This is a genomic window from Rathayibacter sp. AY1A4 (genome assembly GCF_002930955.1).
Classification (GTDB): domain Bacteria; phylum Actinomycetota; class Actinomycetes; order Actinomycetales; family Microbacteriaceae; genus Rathayibacter.
The window spans coordinates 265017-281494 of sequence record NZ_PSTN01000001.1 but is presented as its reverse complement, the minus strand read 5'-3'; the positions used below and the strand labels follow the sequence as shown (position 1 = coordinate 281494).

Here is a 16478-nt window from a genome sequence, read left to right as displayed (position 1 = left end):
CCGCCCGCGCGCGGAGCGCCCTGACGTGGTCCTCGAGGACGGGGACCCCGTCAGGGCGCCGAGGGGCCTCAGGCGTTCGCGCGGGAGGCCTCGACGACGGCGCGCGCGGCGCGGAGAGCCTTGTCGAGGTCGGCGCGGAGGTCGTCGACGTTCTCGAGCCCCACCGACAGGCGCACCAGGCCCGGAGTGACGCCGGCGGTCAGCTGCTGCTCGGGCGAGAGCTGCGAGTGCGTGGTCGACGCGGGGTGGATGACGAGCGAGCGGACGTCGCCGATGTTGGCCAGGTGTGAGAACAGCTCCAGCGAGTCGACGAAGGCCCGGCCGGCGTCCACTCCGCCCTTGAGCTCGAACGAGAGCACCGCGCCCACGCCCTTCGGCGCGTAGCGGTTGGCCGCGGCGTACCAGGGCGAGGTGGGCAGGCCCGAGTAGTTCACCGAGGCGATGTCGGAGTGGTTCTCGAGGTACTCCGCGATCTCCTGCGCGTTCTGCACGTGGCGCTCGATCCGGAGCGAGAGGGTCTCGATGCCCTGGATGAGCTGCCAGGCGCTCGCCGGAGCGATCGAGGCGCCGAGGTCGCGCAGCAGCTGCACGCGGGCCTTGATGATGTAGGCGAGGGAGTCGCCGACCGCGTCGGTGTAGACGGCACCGTGGTAGGACTCGTCCGGCGTGGTGAGGCCGGGGAAGCGCTCGGCGTTCGCGGTCCACGAGAAGCGGCCGCCGTCGACGATCGCTCCGCCGATGACCGTGCCGTGGCCGCCGAGGAACTTCGTCGCCGAGTGCACGATGATGTCCGCGCCGTGCTCGAAGGGGCGGATCAGGTAGGGCGTCGCGATGGTGTTGTCGACGATCAGGGGCACGCCGGCGTCGTGCGCGACATCGGCCACTGTGCGGATGTCGAGGATGTTGATCTTGGGGTTGCCGACGGTCTCGGCGAAGAACAGCTTCGTGTTCGGGCGGACGGCGCGGCGCCACTCCTCGCGGTCGTCCTGGTTCTCGACGAAGGTCGTCTCGATGCCGAGCTTGGCGAGGGTGTACTTGAAGAGGTTGTAGGTGCCGCCGTAGATCGAGGACGACGAGACGATGTGGTCGCCGGCCTGGGCGATGTTCAGCACTGCCGCGGTCTCGGCGGCCTGGCCCGAGGCGAGCAGCAGGGCGCCGGAGCCGCCCTCGAGGGCGGTGAGCCGCTCCTCCACGACCGCCTGGGTCGGGTTCTGGATGCGGGTGTAGATGTTCCCGAACTCGGCCAGCGCGAACAGGTTCTGGGCGTGCTCCGCGTTGTCGAAGACGTAGGAGGTGGTCTGGTAGATCGGCGTCGCGCGGGCCTTGGTCACCGGGTCCGGCGCGGCGCCCGAGTGGATCTGCTTGGTCTCGAACTGCCACTGGTCGGAGTCGGTCATGGTGCTTCCCATCGGATCGTCGGGGTCGGGGACGGGGCCGTTCTCCGTCGCGACGAGCGTACGCGGGGGCCCGCCGGGCGGCCAGGACCGCCGACACACGGGGTAACGGCCGTCAGCGCCGCTCGGGCTGCCGGTCGCGCTTGGCGCCCGTGGGGTCGGCGCGGTCCGGGCGCCGGGGCCTCTCGTCGGCCGCCGGGGCGAAGAGCCAGGCCGCGCGGGGCTCGACCAGCCGGTGGAAGACCGTGCGGGTCCAGCCGAGCGAGAGCACGACCGAGACCGCGATGCAGAACACGATCATCAGCACGAGGGCGAGCGTGCTCTCCGTCCGCGAGAGGATCCCGGACTCCCGCAGCGGATAGAGGACGAAGCTGTGGAGGAGGTAGACGTACATCGTCGACTGCCCCCAGGCGGTGAGCGGGGTGCGGCGGCGCGGAACCAGCGCGAAGAGCGCGAGCGAGAGCACGACCGCTCCGGCCATCAGGGCCAGCCGCACCAGCCCGGCCCACCACTGGGTCTCGCCGAGGGCGTCGTAGGGGCGGTCGTAGAAGAACCAGTAGCGAAGGTCCGCCGCTCGGAACGCCTCGATGTTGACGGTCATGACGACCGCCGTGACCGCGAAGAGGACGACGGCGAGGATCCGGGCGAGGAGCACCCGCGACGGCGGCTGATCGAGCCAGCGCTCGACGGCGGAGCGGCCGCCGGGGGAGAAGCCGCGCAGCCGCCAGCCGAACACGAAGAACGGCAGGATCCCGATCGCGCGTGCGAGCGAGAAGGTCGAGTCGATGTTGTCGTAGTAGCTGACCCCGACCGCGAGCACCACGCTGATCAGCAGCGGCCAGCGCAGCAGCGCCAGGTAGGGGAGGACGAGGCGGAAGATGCCCAGCGCGAGCAGGAACCACAGCGTCCAGCTCGGCTTCGTCGGGTTGAACTCCTGCTTGCCCTCGACCAGGAACTGCACCAGGGTCCAGATCGTCTCCATGATCAGGTAGGGCAGGAGGATGTCGGTCAGCACCCGCCGCATCGCGCGCCCGCTCGGTGCGCCGCTCTTGGAGAAGTAGCCCGAGATGATCGCGAAGGCCGGCATGTGGAAGGCGTAGATCGTCAGGTAGACGATGAGCGAGGTGTCGGAGTTGGCCGTCAGCCTCTGGACGCCGTGCCCGATCACGACGAGGGTCACGCAGACGAAGCGCGCGTTGTCCCAGAGGGGCACGCGGCGCTTCGGGGTGACGGCTGTCCCGGCGGTCGCGGGAACCGGGTCGGCGGGCGGCACGCGGCCAGACTAGCGTTGGGCTGCGACGACGGAGTCGAGGGTGTCCGAGGCTTGACGGAAGGGGACGGGCGTGGATCGACGCGTTGTCGTGACAGGAGCGAGTTCAGGGATCGGGGCGGCCACGGTCCGCCTGTTCCGCGAGCACGGCTGGGAGGTCGTCGCCGTCGCGCGCCGGCGCGACCGGCTGGAGGCGCTCGCCGCCGAGACCGGCGCCGGGTACTTCGCCGCCGACCTCACCGACGCCGCCCAGGTCGACGCTCTGCGCGACCACCTCGCCTCCTCCGGGCCCGTGCACGCGCTCGTGAACAACGCGGGCGGTGCGCTCGGACTCGACTCGGTCGAGAAGTCCGACCCCGAGGACTGGCGCCGCATGTTCGAGATCAACGTGCTCTCGGTGAAGCTCGTGACCAGCGCGCTGCTCCCGCTGCTGCGCGCCGGGATCCGGGGGAGCGGCACCTCCGCGGACATCGTGACGGTCACCTCGATCGCCGGCCACGTCGCCTACGAGGGCGGAGGCGGGTACAACGCCGCCAAGCACGCCGCGCACGCGCTGGTCGCCGTGCTGCGGCTCGAGCTGGCGGGCGAGCCGATCCGCGTGATCGAGATCGCGCCGGGGATGGTGCACACGGACGAGTTCTCGCTGGTCCGCTTCGGCGGCGATCGGGAGCGCGCCGACGCGGTCTACGCCGAGGTCCCCGACCCGCTGGTCGCGGAGGACGTCGCCGCTGCGATCGTCTCCTCGGTGGAGCTCCCCGCCCACGTCAACCTCGACCTCGTGACCATCAAGCCGGTCGCGCAGGCGGCCCCGCACAAGGTCGCGAAGGGACCCCTGGCCCCGCGCGCCTGACCGATGTGACGCGGAGGCCCGCGACGGCCTAGCCTGTCCCTCATGGTTTCCGACGCCGACGACTCCGCCGCCCTCCTCGCCGCCACGGAGAAGGAGGTGCTCGGCTGGCTCGAGTTCGGCGACGCCGCTCGGCACCTGGCCGACGACGTGGTCGCGTCGGGCTACCGGCCGGAGCTGGTCGTCGCCATCGCGCGCGGCGGTCTGCTCCTCGCGGGCGCCGTGGCCTACGCGCTCGGCATCAAGAGCTGCGGCGCGCTGAACGTCGAGTTCTACACCGGCGTCGAGGCGCGCCTGGCGGAGCCCGTGGTGCTGCCGCCGCTGCTCGACGAGGCGTCCGTGCGCGGCAAGCGCATCCTCCTGGTCGACGACGTCTCCGACTCCGGCCACACCCTCGCCCTCTCGGTGAAGCTCATCCGCGCGATGGGTGCCGAGGTGCGCACCGTGACCCTGTACACGAAGCCGCGCACGGTGCTCGAGCCCGATTTCTTCTGGCGCCGCACCCCGCGCTGGATCGTCTTCCCCTGGTCGGCTCTGCCCCCGGTGGACGGAGCCCTCGCCGAGGACGACGAGTGAGCGTCCACCTGATCGGCGGCGGAGGCGGCGTCGAGCACGACCAGCAGCTGTACGGGGCGTTCCTCGCGGAGGCGCGCGCCCACGCGGTCGACGCCGGCCGGATCGAGGGCCCGCGCATCGCGATCGTCGTCGTCCACGACGGGCTCGGCCCGGAGGCCTACGCCGGCTACGCGGCACTGCTCGCGACGGTCGGCCCGCTCGACGCGTTCGCCGTGATGAAGCCGGAGGGCGGCCGGATCGATCCCGCGGTCTTCGACGACGTCGACGGGATCTTCGTCGGCGGAGGGCTGACCCCGGCCTACCGCGACGCGCTCGAGGCCTGCTTCCCGCGGCTGCGCGATCTCGTCTCCTCCGGAGTGCCGTACGCCGGCTACTCGGCGGGAGCCGCCGTCGCAGCCGATCGCGCCCTCGTCGGCGGCCACCGGATCGGCGGTGTCGCCGTCGTCCCGGAGGGCGCGGCGGAGGAGCTCGACGAGGTCACGGTGCTCGAGGGCATCGGCCTCATCGACGTGACGGTCGACGTGCATGCGGCGCAGTGGGGGACCCTCGGCCGCCTGGTCGCGGCCGTCGAGGCGGGCCTGGTCGACGGCGGCGTCGCGCTCGACGAGTCCACCGTGCTGATCGTCGGGACCGGCGCGCTCCGCGTCGGCGGCGCCGGCTCGGTGTGGCGCGTGAGCGGCAGCGACGCCGGAGTCGTCGTCGCGACGCTCGCGGCGGGCTGACCGGGTGGACCTCGCGGAGCTCGCGGCCTCGGGACTGATCGACAGGGGCTGGGCGGAGGCGCTCGCCCCCGTCGCCGGGGACATCGCCGCGATGGGCGACTTCCTCCGCGGCGAGGTCGCGGCCGGCCGGCCCTACCTCCCCGCGGGCCGCGACGTGCTCCGCGCCTTCGCCGCACCGCTCGCGGACGTGCGCGTCCTGATCGTCGGACAGGACCCGTATCCGACGCCCGGGCACCCGATCGGGCTGTCCTTCGCGGTCGAGCGCCACGTGCGCCCGCTGCCGAGGAGCCTGCAGAACATCCACCGCGAGCTCCGGGACGACCTCGGCGTCGAGCCGCCCGAGCACGGCGACCTCAGCGGCTGGACCTCGAGCGGCGTGATGCTGCTCAACCGGGTCCTCACCGTCGCCCCCGGCTCTCCCGCCTCGCACCGCGGGAAGGGCTGGGAGGCGGTCACCGAGCACGCGATCCGTACGCTGGCCGCCCGGGACGCGCCTCTCGTCGCGATCCTCTGGGGCCGCGACGCCGCGTCGCTCCGCCCGATGCTGAGGGAGGCCGGAGTGATCGAGAGCGCGCACCCCAGCCCGCTGTCGGCCTCGCGCGGCTTCTTCGGCTCCCGGCCGTTCAGCCGCGCCAACGCCCTCCTGGAGGAGCGCGGCGCGGAGCCGGTCGACTGGAGCGCTCTCGCGTGACCGGGCGCTCGCCCGCGGGGCGGCTACGCTGGCCCGGATCGATGGGCGGAGCCGAAGGGGAGCCGGATGCTTGAGGAAGAGTACGAGAGCCGGCGCGTCCTGCCGCCGCACCTGCGGAAGGCGCCGCCTCCCGAGCCCGGCTTCTCGTTCGAGATCCGCGACGCCCGCGACGCCGACCTCCCGGACATCCGCGAGATCTACAACCACTACGTGCGCAACACGGTGGTGACCTTCGACGAGGACGATTCGACGCTGAAGGAGTGGCGGACGAAGTTCTCCCGCAATCAGAAGCTCGGGCTGCCCTTCATCGTGGCCGTCTCGCCGTCGGGCCAGATCCTCGGCTACGCGATGGTGTCGCCGTGGTCCTCCAAGCGGGCGTACCGCTTCACCGTGGAGAACTCGATCTACCTGCGGGCGGCCTCCACCGGGAAGGGCCTCGGCCGGGCGCTGATGGCCGAGCTCCTCGAGCGCGCGAAGGCCGTGGGGATCCGTCAGATCATGGCCGTCATCGCCGACAAGGGCGCGGAGGCGTCGCTGGCGATGCACGCGCAGTTCGGATTCGTCGAGGTCGGCCGGATGGGCCGGGTCGGCTTCAAGTTCGAGCGCTGGCTCAGCACCGTCCTGCTGCAGAAGACCCTCAAGTAGGGCCGACCCGCCCCTGCGAATGCGCCTCATCGACAGGTGCCGGGGAGCGCGCCGTCCCTACACTGGACGGCATGGAATGGCTCGTCCCGCTCATCGTCGTCGTCGCGCTCGTCGTCATCCTCGGGGTCTACCTCTGGGCGACGTACAACTCGCTGGTCACCCTCAACGTCCGCGTGGACGAGGCGTGGAGCGACATCACCGTCCAGCTGAAGCGCCGCGCGGATCTGATCCCCAACGTGATCGACTCCGTGAAGGGCTACGCCTCGCACGAGCGCCAGGTCTTCGAGTCGGTGACGCAGGCTCGCGCCGAGACGCTGCAGGCCCAGGGCCCGGCGGAGGCGTCGGTCGCCGAGGACCACATGCAGAGCGCTCTGAAGTCGATCTTCGCGGTCGCGGAGGCGTACCCCCAGCTGCAGGCGAGCCAGAACTTCCTCCAGCTGCAGGGCGAGCTGGTCGACACCGAGGACAAGATCCAGTCGGCCCGGCGCTTCTACAACGGCGGCGTGCGCGAGATGAACACCAAGGTGAAGGTCTTCCCGAACACGCTCTTCTCGCGCCGGCTCGGCTTCTCGGAGCGCGAGTTCTTCGAGGTCGGCGATCTCGCTGCGATCTCGGAGCCCCCGCGCGTCCAGTTCTAGGCAGGCGCCGTGTACAGCGCGATCGCCCGCAACAAGCGCAACACGGTCCTGATCCTCGTCCTGTTCCTGGCGATCATCGGCGGCCTGGGCGCCCTGGCTGCAGCGGTCTACCGCAGCACGATGATCGTCGTGGTGGTGCTCGTGATCGCCGCCGGGTACGCGTTCTTCCAGTACTTCTTCGCCGCTCGCCAGGCGGTCGCGCTCAGCGGCGGCGTGGCGGTGGAGAAGGCGGACGAGCCGAGGCTGTACCGCATCGTCGAGAACCTCTCGATCGCGACGGGCACGCCGATGCCGAAGGTGTACCTGATCGACGACCCGGCGCCGAACGCGTTCGCGACCGGCCGTGATCCCGAGCACGCCGTCGTGGCCGCGACGACGGGCCTGCTCGCGATCATGGACGACGCCGAGCTGGAGGGCGTGATGGCCCACGAGCTGGGCCACGTCCGCAACTACGACATCCGCGTCTCGATGATCGTCTTCGGTCTCGTCGTCGCGGTGGGCTTCCTCTCGGACGCCTTCCTCCGCCTGGCCTTCTTCGGGCGGGGCGGCAACGGCAACGGCGGGGGCAACCCGGCGCTCCTGATCGTCGGGCTGGTGTCGATAGTCCTCGCGCCGATCGTCGCCTCGGTCGTGCAGCTCTCGATCTCCCGTCAGCGCGAGTACCTCGCCGACGCCACCGGTGCGCTGACGACCCGCCACCCCGACGCCCTCGCCCGCGCCCTGCTGAAGCTCGAGTCCGCGGGCCGGCCGATGCAGCGGCAGAACAGCTCGATGGCGCACCTCTGGATCGCCGACCCGTCGAAGCCGGGGGTGGTCGCGCGCCTCTTCGCGACCCATCCGCCGATCGCGGACCGCGTCGCCCGCCTCTCCGAGATGGGCTCGCGCTTCTAGCAGGCCGATCCGGCCGACGCCCCGTCGACGATCGCCGCCCCGCACCGCGTCCCGCTTCGGTCGGAGGTGCGCCCGTCACCGCGCCGGACGGGACGTCATCCGGTCGGAGCCGCGAGCGGACCGCCGTCGACGGTCGTCAGGTACTCGGCGAAGACCGGCGCCGGGTCGATGCCGCTCGCCGCCGCGTCGACCAGCGCCCGCCGGACCAGGGCGAGGACGACGGTGGCCAGGACGGCCGCCCGGTGCGGGGACGTGCGGCCGAGCCCCATCCGCTCCGCGAGGAACGGCGTCAGCGCCTCCTCGCCGTCGTGCAGCGACTGCGCCCAGACGGCGCGCATCGCCGAGGTCTCGGTGAGCAGGGGGATCAGCCGGAGGGTGCGGTCGAGCTGGGGACCGGAGGCCGCCGCGGCGAAGGCGTGGCCGAGCGCCGCGTTCAGCGGCTCGGCGGCCGGGCGCTCGAGGAGGGCGCGTCCCATCGCGGCGATCGCGGCGGCGAGCACCGGGCGCACGCAGTCCTCCTTCCCGCCGAGGTACCGGTGGAAGGTCCGGAGGGAGACGCCGGCCGCGTGGGCGAGCTCGCCCGTGCCGACCCCGACGACGCTCCCGCGCTCGAGCAGACGGGCGACGCAGCGCTCCGAGAGCGCCAGCGCCAGGACGCCGCCGGGCGCGCTCACGCGATCCTCCTCAGTGCTGCGGCGAGGGCGGCCGCGAGGTCGCCGCGACCGACGACCTCGACGGCGTCGAGGGCCTGCCAGGCCGCCGCCTCGACCAGCAGTGCGGCGAGCCGCTCCGGCGTGTCGGCCGGGGCCCCCGGCTCGAGCCAGGCGGCCTGCACGAGGAGGACCCGGCGTTTGCGCTCGCTCTTGAGGTCGACCCGTGCAGCGATCACGTCGTCGAGGAGCACGGGGAGGACGTAGTAGCCGTGGATCCGCTGCTCGGCCGGGGTGTAGATCTCGATCCGGTAGTGGAAGCCGAAGAACAGCTCGGCCCTCGGCCGGTGCCAGACCACGGGGTCGAACGGCGAGAGGAGCGCGTCCGCCCGGAGCGTGCGGGGGCGTCGGGCGTCGACGTGCCGCCAGAGCGGAACGGGCCGCCCGCCCCGCTCCCAGCCGCGCACCTCGACGCGCTCGAGCTCGCCCGCCTCGACCAGCTCGTCGATCGCGACGCGCGTGGGGGACTGGAGCAGCCGGTGGTAGTCGGCCAGGTCGCCGAGGGTGCCGATCCCGTGGGCCCGGGCCGCCCGGCGCACGAGCTCGCGGACGGCGTCGGGGAGGGGCACGTCGGCGTCGAGCACCGCGCTCGGGAGGAGCCGCTCGGCGAGACCGTAGGAGCGCTCGAAGCGCGTGCGCCCCGCCGTCACCACCTCGCCCCAGCGGAACAGGACCTCGAGGCCGCGCTTGATGTCGGACCAGCCCCACCAGGGGCCCGTGCGGACGTTGGCCTCGTGCTCGATCTCGGAGGCGCGGAGGGGACCGTCGGCGAGCGCGGCGCGGAGCCAGTCGAGGGTGGCGCGGTTCTCGTGGGCCCAGCCCTCGTGCTCGGGCAGGCGGACCCGGCGGTAGTGCTCCATCCGCCAGCGGTAGAGCGGGAGATCCTCGCGGCGGACGAGGGCGGCCTCGTGGGCCCAGTACTCGACGTAGGGGCCGTCGGGGGAGAAGGCCGCGGCGTCGAGGAGGGAGCGATCGTACGGGCCGAGCCGCGCGAGCAGCGGCAGGTAGTGGCTCCGCTCGAAGACGTTCACCGAGTCGAGCTGGAGCGGGCGGATCCGGTCCACGGCGGCGCGCACCCGGCGCGCGTCGACCCGGGACGGACGGGGGACGCCGAACCCCTGCGCCGTCAGGGCGATGCGGCGCGCCAGCGCGGCGGAGAGCTGCTCGGTCATGGTCCGCCCACGCTAGCGAACGCCCCCGACATCGCCGTCCCCGATTCGGCCCCCGGCGTTCGCCCGGCATTCACCGCCGCGCTCCCTCGCCGACTCGCGGCGCTCCTACCGTGCCCGAGGCCGTCCCACCGGGGCGGCCCACCCGACTCCTGGAGGACCCTTGACCATTCAGCGCCTGTCGCGCGCCGCCGCGGTCGCCGCCGCCGGCACCGCCCTCGTCTTCACACTCTCGGCCTGCTCCGGCGGCGCCACCGCCTCGTCCGACGGCGGCGGCGCGGACGCGGCGTCCGCCACGTCCGCCGCGGACCTCGGCGGGCTGGACGCCCTGGTCGAGGCCGCGAAGGCCGAGGGCGAGCTCAACGTCATCGCCCTGCCCGACACCTGGGCGAACTACGGCGAGCTGATCAGCGGCTTCGAGGACGAGTACGGCATCACCGTGAACTCCGCCGACCCCGACGTCTCCTCCGCGGAGGAGATCAGCACGGCGGAGAACCTCGCCGGGCAGGACACCGCTCCCGACGTGTTCGACCTCGGGCCGGCCGTCGCTCTGGCGAACACGGACATGTTCGCGCCGTACAAGGTCGAGTCCTGGGACGACATCCCCGAGGGGAACAAGGAGGAGTCGGGCCTCTGGGTCAACGACTACACCGGCCTGATGTCGATCGGGTTCGACGCGGCCGCGGTGCCTGCGCCCACGTCGCTCGAGGACCTCCTCGGCGCCGACTACCGCGGCTCGGTCGCGATCAACGGCGACCCGACCCAGGCGGGAGCCGCCGCGGCCGCAGTGCAGCTCGCGGCTCTCCAGTCCGGCGGCTCCGCCGACGACGTCCAGGCGGGGATCGACTTCTTCGAGAAGCTGAACGACGCCGGCAACTTCCTGCCGCTGGACCCGACCGACGCCACCATCGCCTCGGGCGAGACCCCTGTCGTCTTCGACTGGAGCTACAACAACCTCGCCGCCGGGAAGGCGAACGAGGGCACCCGCGAGTGGACGACGACCGTCCTCCCGGGCTCCGCCGTCGGCAGCTACTACAACCAGGCGGTCAACGCCGACGCTCCGCACCCCGCGGCCGCGCGGCTCTGGCAGGAGTACCTCTACTCCGACGCCGCGCAGAACCTCTACCTCGCCGCCGGCGCCTACCCGGTGCGCCTGGCCGCGATGACCGAGGCCGGCACGGTCGACCAGGACGCGCTCGACGCCGTCGGCGCCGCTCCCTCCGACCTCGTCCAGTTCACGGAGGAGCAGACCGAGGCGGCCTCGTCGCTCCTCGCCGAGAAGTGGGCCGCGGCGATCCAGTGACCACCGCTCCCGCCGAGGCCGTCTCCGGGGCGTCCGCGCTCCGGGGACGGCGCGGCACCCCGGCCGTGCTGGGCGTCGCCCCCTTCGCGCTCTACGTCCTGCTGTTCCTGGCCGTCCCCACGGTCCTCGCGGTGGCGACCGGATTCACGGACGGAGACGGCCGCTTCACCACGGCGAACGTGCTGGCGCTCGGGGATCCCGTCGTGCTGTCCGCCTTCGGCGCGTCGCTCGGGCTCTCGGCCGTCACCGCCGTCGTCGGCGCGGTGCTGGGCGCGGTCGTGTGCCTGGCCCTGCTCGGCTCCGATCCGCGCGGGGCGCTCCGGACCGTCGTCAATGCAGCGGCGAGCGTCCTCGCGCAGTTCGGCGGCGTGATGCTCGCGTTCGCGTTCATCGCGACGATCGGCGTGCAGGGGCTGGTGACCACCCTCCTCGCGGGAGCGGGCGTCGACCTCTACGCCGACGGCGTGTGGCTCTACCAGCTGCCCGGGCTCGTCCTCCCCTACCTCTACTTCCAGGTGCCCCTGATGGTGCTCACGTTCCTGCCCGCGCTCGAGGGCCTGCGTACGGAGTGGGCCGAGGCGAACGCGGTGCTCGGCGGGGGCCGGCTCGGCTACTGGCTGCACGTGGCACTCCCGGTGCTGGCGCCGTCGTTCCTCGGCTGCGTCCTGCTGCTGTTCGCGAACGCGTTCTCCTCCTTCGCCACCGCGGCGGCGCTCATCAGCCAGGGCGCGCAGATCGTCCCGCTGCAGATCCGCGCCGCGCTGGTCAGCGAGACGGTGCTGGGCCGCGAGAACCTCGCGGGCGCCCTCGCGCTCGGGATGCTCGCGGTGATGGTGGTCCTGATGTCCGGGTACGCGCTGCTGCAGCGCCGGGCCCGGCGGTGGCAGCGATGAGGCCCGCGCGGCTCCTGTCCGGGGCGGTGCTCGTGATCACCGGGCTGGTGTTCGCCGTCCCGATCGTCGCGATGGCGGAGTTCACGCTCCGCAGCGCCGGCGGCCACGACCTCGCGCACTGGACGGCGATCCTCGACCCGGAGAACGAGCGCGCCTACCGCTCGCTGTTCCAGGGGATCGGCAACTCGCTGGTCCTCGCCGTCGTCACCGCCCTCATCGTCCTGGTCCTGCTGGTGCCGACGATGCTGCTCGTCGAGGTCCGGCTCCCGCGCCTGCGCCGGGCTCTGGAGCTGGTCTGCCTGCTCCCGCTGACCGTGCCCGCCATCGTCCTCGTCGTCGGCCTCGCGCCGGTCTACTCCGTGGTCACCCGGCTCGCCGGCTCCGCGCCGTGGACGCTCGCTCTCGCCTACGGGGTGCTGGTCCTGCCCTACGCCTACCGCGCCGTGGCGGCGGACCTCGCCGGTCTCGACGCCGTGACGCTCTCGGAAGCGGCCCGCTCGCTCGGCGCGGGCCCGCTCGCGGTGCTCGGGAGGGTCCTCCTGCCGAACCTGCGCCGGGGCCTGGTCGCGGCCGCGCTGATCACCGTCGCAGTCGTTCTCGGCGAGTACACGATCGCCTCGCTCCTCAGCCGCACCACCCTCCAGACCGGCCTGGTGCAGGTGTCGAAGTCCGACGCCTACGTCGCCGTGATCTTCTCGCTGCTCTCGCTCCTCTTCGCCTTCGCCCTCCTGCTCGGGATCGGCCGCCTCGCGCGGATCGGCCTGCCGACGGGCCGGGCGCGCTCCTCGAAAGGCTCCTCGTGACCGCTCCCACCCTCCCCGGCGCCCGCGTGCGCTTCGTCGACGTGGAGCGGCACTACGGCTCCGCGCGAGCGCTCGACGGCGTCTCGTTCGACGTGGCCCCGGGTGAGTTCATCGCGCTGCTCGGCCCCTCCGGCTGCGGCAAGACCACAGCCCTGCGCGCCCTCAGCGGTCTCGAGCGGATCGACGCGGGGCGGATCCTCGTCGACGAGGAGGACGTCGCCCACGTCCCCGTCGCGAAGCGCGACATGGGCATGGTCTTCCAATCGTACTCGCTCTTCCCGCACCTGCGGGCGCGCGAGAACGTCGAGTTCGGGCTGCGCACCCGGGGAGTCGGGGCGCGCGAACGCCGGGCGGCCGCGGGGGAGGCGCTGGAGGTCGTGGGCCTCGGCGCCCTCGGCGACCGCTACGCGCACGAGCTCTCCGGCGGCCAGCAGCAGCGGGTGGCGCTCGCGCGCGCCCTCGTCACGCGGCCGCGGGTGCTGCTGCTGGACGAGCCCCTGTCGGCACTGGACGCGAAGGTCCGCGTCCAGCTGCGCGACGAGATCAAGCGCCTGCAGTCCGAGATCGGCATCACCACGTTCTTCGTCACGCACGACCAGGAGGAGGCGCTCGCCGTCGCCGACCGCGTCGCGGTGATGAACGCCGGGCGGATCGAGCAGCTGGGCGCGCCGGAGGACCTCTACGCGCGCCCGGCGACCGCCTTCACGGCCCGCTTCGTCGGCCTCTCGACGGTGGTCACGGGGACGGTCTCGTCGGGATCGGTCCTCGCGCTCGGCGTGCGCCTGCCGCTCGTCGACGCGGCGGCGGCGGACGGGCCCGTGTCGGTGTTCCTCCGCCCCGAGGACCTCGCCGTCGTGGCCGACGGCGCTCCCGACTCCCTGCCCGGAGTCGTCCTCGCCTCGAGCTTCCTGGGGCCGGTGCGGCGCTCGACCGTCCGGCTGTCGACGGGCGAGGAGGTCACCGTCCAGCACGCGTCGGGGCATCGCCTCGAGCCGGGGGAGCGGGTCGGCGTGCTGCCCGCGCGGCGCCCGGTGGCGGTCGGTCCGGCACCGGAGCAGGCGGCGGTCGGCGCCGCCGCATGAGCACTCCCCGGGGATACCGCGCGGGGTATGCGCCGGGGCCTAGTCTGGGCAGATGAGACTCGGCAGGTCCCGCCGCACCTCCGGCCCGCGCGCCGTCCAGCCCGCCGCGCCCGTCGCCCCGGCCGCCCCCTCCCGGCCCGCTCCCGTCGCCGATTCGGCCTTCGTGAGCGACGGGATGCGCATCGCGGGCGCCTGGGCCTGGCGCGTCCTCGTCGTGGTCGCGGCGCTCGCGGTGCTGGTGCTGCTCGTCATCGAGCTGCGGCTGATCGTCATCCCGCTCCTGCTCGCGATCGTGATCGCCGCCCTCCTGGTGCCGTTCTCGAGCTTCCTCCAGCGCCACCGCTGGCCCAAGTGGGCCGCCGTCGTCCTGGCGGAGCTGGGGATCGTCGTGGTGATCGGCGGGCTCCTCTTCCTCGTCGTCACCCAGGTCTACTCCGGCTTCGACGACCTCAGCCGGCAGACGGTGCAGTCCTACGACGACTTCAAGGCCTTCCTCCTCGAGTCGCCGCTCCACCTCACCGAGACCGATATCAACCAGTACGCGCAGCAGGCCCTCACGGCCCTGCAGCAGGACTCGGGGATGCTGGTCAGCGGCGCGCTCAGCGTCGGCTCGACCGTCGGCCACCTGCTGACGGGCGTGCTGCTCACCCTCTTCTCGACGCTGTTCATCCTCATCGACGGGCCGAACATCTGGAGCTGGGTCGTCCGCCTCTTCCCGCGCCGCGCCCGCGGAGCCGTCGATGGCGCCGGTCGCGCAGGGTGGGTCACGCTGACCAACTTCGTGAAGGTGCAGATCCTGGTCGCCTTCGTCGACGCGGTCGGCATCGGCCTCGGCTCCTTCCTCCTCGGCGTCCCGCTGGCCATCCCGATCGGCGTGCTCGTCTTCCTCGGCTCCTTCGTGCCGGTCATCGGCGCCGTGGTGACCGGGGCGCTGGCCGTCTTCATCGCGCTGGTCTACAACGGACCGCTGATCGCGCTCTTCCTGCTGATCGTCGTCCTCGCGGTGCAGCAGCTCGAGGGCCACATCCTCCAGCCGCTGATCATGGGGTCGGCGGTCAAGGTCCACCCGCTGGCCGTCGTGCTCGCTGTGGCCGGAGGCTCGATCATCGGCGGCATCGCCGGCGCCTTCTTCGCGGTGCCCGTCGTGGCCACGCTCAACGTCATGGTCAAGTACGTCGCGAGCGGAGCCTGGCGCTCGCCGACCCGAACCCCCGAGAGAGTTGCCGCAGAGCATGCAGACTAGCCGCGTCGTCGGACCCGCCCTCCACGAGTTCGAGGCGGCCCGCGCCGTCCTCGCCCCCGTCATCGCCGCCACCCCCATGGAGACGAGCACCTTCCTCGCGCAGGTCCTCGGCTCGCCCGTGTTCCTCAAGTGCGAGAACCTCCAGCGCACCGGCTCCTACAAGATCCGCGGAGCCGTGTTCCGGATGTCGCGGCTCACCCCGGAGGAGCGGGCCCGCGGAGTCGTGGCGGCCTCGGCCGGCAACCACGCGCAGGGCGTCGCCTACGCGGCGCGAGAGCTGGGGATCAAGGCCACGATCTTCATGCCGATCGGCGTCGCGCTGCCCAAGCTCGCGGCCACCCGTGACTACGGCGCTGACGTGGTGCTGAGCGGGCACATCTTCAACGAGGCGCTCGCGGCGGCGGCGGAGTTCGCCGAGCGCACCGGCGCGGTCTTCGTTCCTCCCTACGACCACCCCGACGTGATCACCGGCCAGGGCACGGTCGGCCTCGAGATCCTCGAGCAGGCCCCCGCCGTCGAGACCATCGTGGTGCCCATCGGCGGGGGCGGCCTCATCGCCGGGGTCGCCTCGGCGGCCAAGCAGAAGGCGGCCGAGGAGGGGCGCACTCTCCGCGTCATCGGCGTGCAGGCGGCCAACGCGGCGCCGTACCCCCTCTCGCTCGCGAGCGGCGAGCCGACCGCGATCACGATCTCTCCGACGATCGCCGACGGCATCGCCGTGGCGAAGCCGGGGCAGCTGAACTTCGCGATCGTCCGCGAGATGGTGGACGAGGTCGTCACCGTCGAGGACGACGACATCGCCCGGGCTCTGCTGGTGCTGCTGGAGCGGGCGAAGCTCGTGGTGGAGCCCGCGGGCGCGGTGGGCATCGCGGCGATCCTGACGGGGAAGATCCGCGACGCCGGAGCGACCGCGGTCATCCTGTCGGGCGGCAACATCGATCCGCTGATGATGGAGCGGGTGATCAGCCGGGGCCTGGCCGCGTCGGAGCGCTACCTCAAGATGAGCATCGGGCTGCCGGATCGTCCGGGGCAGCTGTCGCGCATCGCGGAGCTCATCTCGGAGGCGAACGCGAACGTGGTCGAGGTGCTGCACACCCGGCACGGCCGGGGCCTGCAGATCAGCGAGGTCGAGATCGAGATCAGCGTCGAGACCCGCGGCCCCGAGCACGCCGACCGCGTCATCCAGGTCCTCACCGACGCCGGCTACGCCCCCCGCATCTCCCGCAACTGACCGCTTGAGGGCGCCGCGGTGTTCTCCGCAGAGCGGAGGACAAAGCCGGTACCGGCGATCTCGCGCCCTCGCCGTCGCCGCGAAGCCTGCGCGGCGCTCCCGTTCGGAGAGGGCTGATCGTGCGTCACGGTGCTCTCCGCAAGGCGGAGGAGGAAGCGGTACCGGCGGTGTCGCGCCCGACGCTGTCGCCGCGAAGCCGGCGCCCCGCTCCCCTTCAGAGAGGGCTGATCGTGCGTCGCGGCGTTCTCCGCAAGGCGGAGGAGGAAGCGGTACCGGCGGTGTCGCGCCCGACGCTGTCGCCGCGAAGCCGGCGCCCCCCGGTCTGGAGAGGGCTGATCGTGCGTCGCGGCGTTCTCCGCAAGGCGGAGGA

17 protein-coding genes are annotated in these 16478 nt (G+C 72.7%); 13 read left to right on the top strand and 4 right to left on the bottom strand.

The features are described 5' to 3' along the window. Positions 1–68 precede the first annotated feature (68 nt). Complete coding sequence (locus tag C5B92_RS01255; protein ID WP_104255277.1) at positions 69–1397, bottom strand: bifunctional o-acetylhomoserine/o-acetylserine sulfhydrylase; 1329 nt, start codon at positions 1395–1397, stop codon at positions 69–71. A 112-nt stretch (positions 1398–1509) separates the two neighbouring features. Then, the gene (locus tag C5B92_RS01250; RefSeq protein ID WP_258061207.1) at positions 1510–2667 is read right to left on the bottom strand and encodes an acyltransferase family protein; all 1158 of its coding nucleotides are present in this window, start codon (positions 2665–2667) and stop codon (positions 1510–1512) included. A gap of 70 nt (positions 2668–2737) precedes the next feature. Between C5B92_RS01250 and C5B92_RS01245 the strand changes: the two genes are divergently transcribed. The 7 genes from C5B92_RS01245 (at position 2738) to C5B92_RS01215 (ending at position 7674) form a co-directional block, all read left to right on the top strand. Further along, on the top strand, positions 2738–3514 hold the full coding sequence (locus C5B92_RS01245) for an SDR family NAD(P)-dependent oxidoreductase (protein WP_258061205.1): 777 nt from the start codon (positions 2738–2740) through the stop codon (positions 3512–3514). Between the two features lie 42 nt (positions 3515–3556). Beyond that, positions 3557–4087 (top strand): phosphoribosyltransferase, encoded by a 531-nt coding sequence (locus C5B92_RS01240; protein ID WP_104224441.1) that lies wholly within the window; start codon positions 3557–3559, stop codon positions 4085–4087. After that, positions 4084–4809, top strand: a complete 726-nt coding sequence (locus C5B92_RS01235; RefSeq protein ID WP_104224440.1) for a peptidase S51 — start codon at positions 4084–4086, stop codon at positions 4807–4809. Before C5B92_RS01240 ends, C5B92_RS01235 begins: the two co-directional genes overlap by 4 nt. Positions 4810–4813: 4 nt before the next feature. Then, positions 4814–5500 (top strand): uracil-DNA glycosylase, encoded by a 687-nt coding sequence (locus tag C5B92_RS01230; protein WP_104255278.1) that lies wholly within the window; start codon positions 4814–4816, stop codon positions 5498–5500. 66 nt (positions 5501–5566) lie between these two features. Beyond that, positions 5567–6145, top strand: a complete 579-nt coding sequence (locus C5B92_RS01225; RefSeq protein ID WP_104224438.1) for a GNAT family N-acetyltransferase — start codon at positions 5567–5569, stop codon at positions 6143–6145. Positions 6146–6216: 71 nt separating this feature from the next. Continuing rightward, positions 6217–6783, top strand: a complete 567-nt coding sequence (locus C5B92_RS01220) for a LemA family protein (RefSeq protein WP_104225511.1) — start codon at positions 6217–6219, stop codon at positions 6781–6783. A gap of 9 nt (positions 6784–6792) precedes the next feature. Next, a complete protein-coding gene (locus C5B92_RS01215) occupies positions 6793–7674 on the top strand; it encodes a M48 family metalloprotease (protein WP_104255279.1) in 882 nt (293 codons plus the stop codon). Positions 7675–7769: 95 nt separating this feature from the next. Here C5B92_RS01215 and C5B92_RS01210 read toward each other — a convergent pair whose 3' ends face one another. Both C5B92_RS01210 and C5B92_RS01205 read right to left on the bottom strand, forming a co-directional pair. Next, complete coding sequence (locus tag C5B92_RS01210) at positions 7770–8348, bottom strand: TetR/AcrR family transcriptional regulator (RefSeq protein ID WP_104224435.1); 579 nt, start codon at positions 8346–8348, stop codon at positions 7770–7772. Next, the gene (locus C5B92_RS01205) at positions 8345–9556 is read right to left on the bottom strand and encodes a winged helix-turn-helix domain-containing protein (protein WP_104255280.1); all 1212 of its coding nucleotides are present in this window, start codon (positions 9554–9556) and stop codon (positions 8345–8347) included. Before C5B92_RS01205 ends, C5B92_RS01210 begins: the two co-directional genes overlap by 4 nt. Positions 9557–9716: 160 nt before the next feature. Here C5B92_RS01205 and C5B92_RS01200 point away from each other — a divergent pair, with 160 nt between their 5' ends. The 6 genes from C5B92_RS01200 to ilvA are packed head-to-tail and all read left to right on the top strand — an operon-like array spanning position 9717 to position 16108. Continuing rightward, entirely contained in the window at positions 9717–10856 is a 1140-nt protein-coding gene (locus C5B92_RS01200; RefSeq protein ID WP_104255281.1) for an ABC transporter substrate-binding protein, read from the top strand. Continuing rightward, positions 10853–11749 carry an ABC transporter permease subunit gene (locus C5B92_RS01195; RefSeq protein WP_104255296.1) on the top strand — a complete coding sequence of 299 codons (897 nt, stop codon included), beginning with the start codon at positions 10853–10855 and terminating at the stop codon, positions 11747–11749. The genes C5B92_RS01200 and C5B92_RS01195 overlap by 4 nt, the downstream gene beginning before the upstream one ends. Then, positions 11746–12552 (top strand): ABC transporter permease, encoded by an 807-nt coding sequence (locus C5B92_RS01190; protein WP_104255282.1) that lies wholly within the window; start codon positions 11746–11748, stop codon positions 12550–12552. The genes C5B92_RS01195 and C5B92_RS01190 overlap by 4 nt, the downstream gene beginning before the upstream one ends. Continuing rightward, on the top strand, positions 12549–13634 hold the full coding sequence (locus tag C5B92_RS01185; protein WP_104255283.1) for an ABC transporter ATP-binding protein: 1086 nt from the start codon (positions 12549–12551) through the stop codon (positions 13632–13634). Before C5B92_RS01190 ends, C5B92_RS01185 begins: the two co-directional genes overlap by 4 nt. Before the next feature lie 52 nt (positions 13635–13686). Next, positions 13687–14877 (top strand): AI-2E family transporter, encoded by a 1191-nt coding sequence (locus C5B92_RS01180; RefSeq protein ID WP_104225517.1) that lies wholly within the window; start codon positions 13687–13689, stop codon positions 14875–14877. After that, complete coding sequence (gene ilvA / locus C5B92_RS01175; RefSeq protein ID WP_104224429.1) at positions 14867–16108, top strand: threonine ammonia-lyase; 1242 nt, start codon at positions 14867–14869, stop codon at positions 16106–16108. The genes C5B92_RS01180 and ilvA overlap by 11 nt, the downstream gene beginning before the upstream one ends. Positions 16109–16478 lie beyond the last annotated feature (370 nt).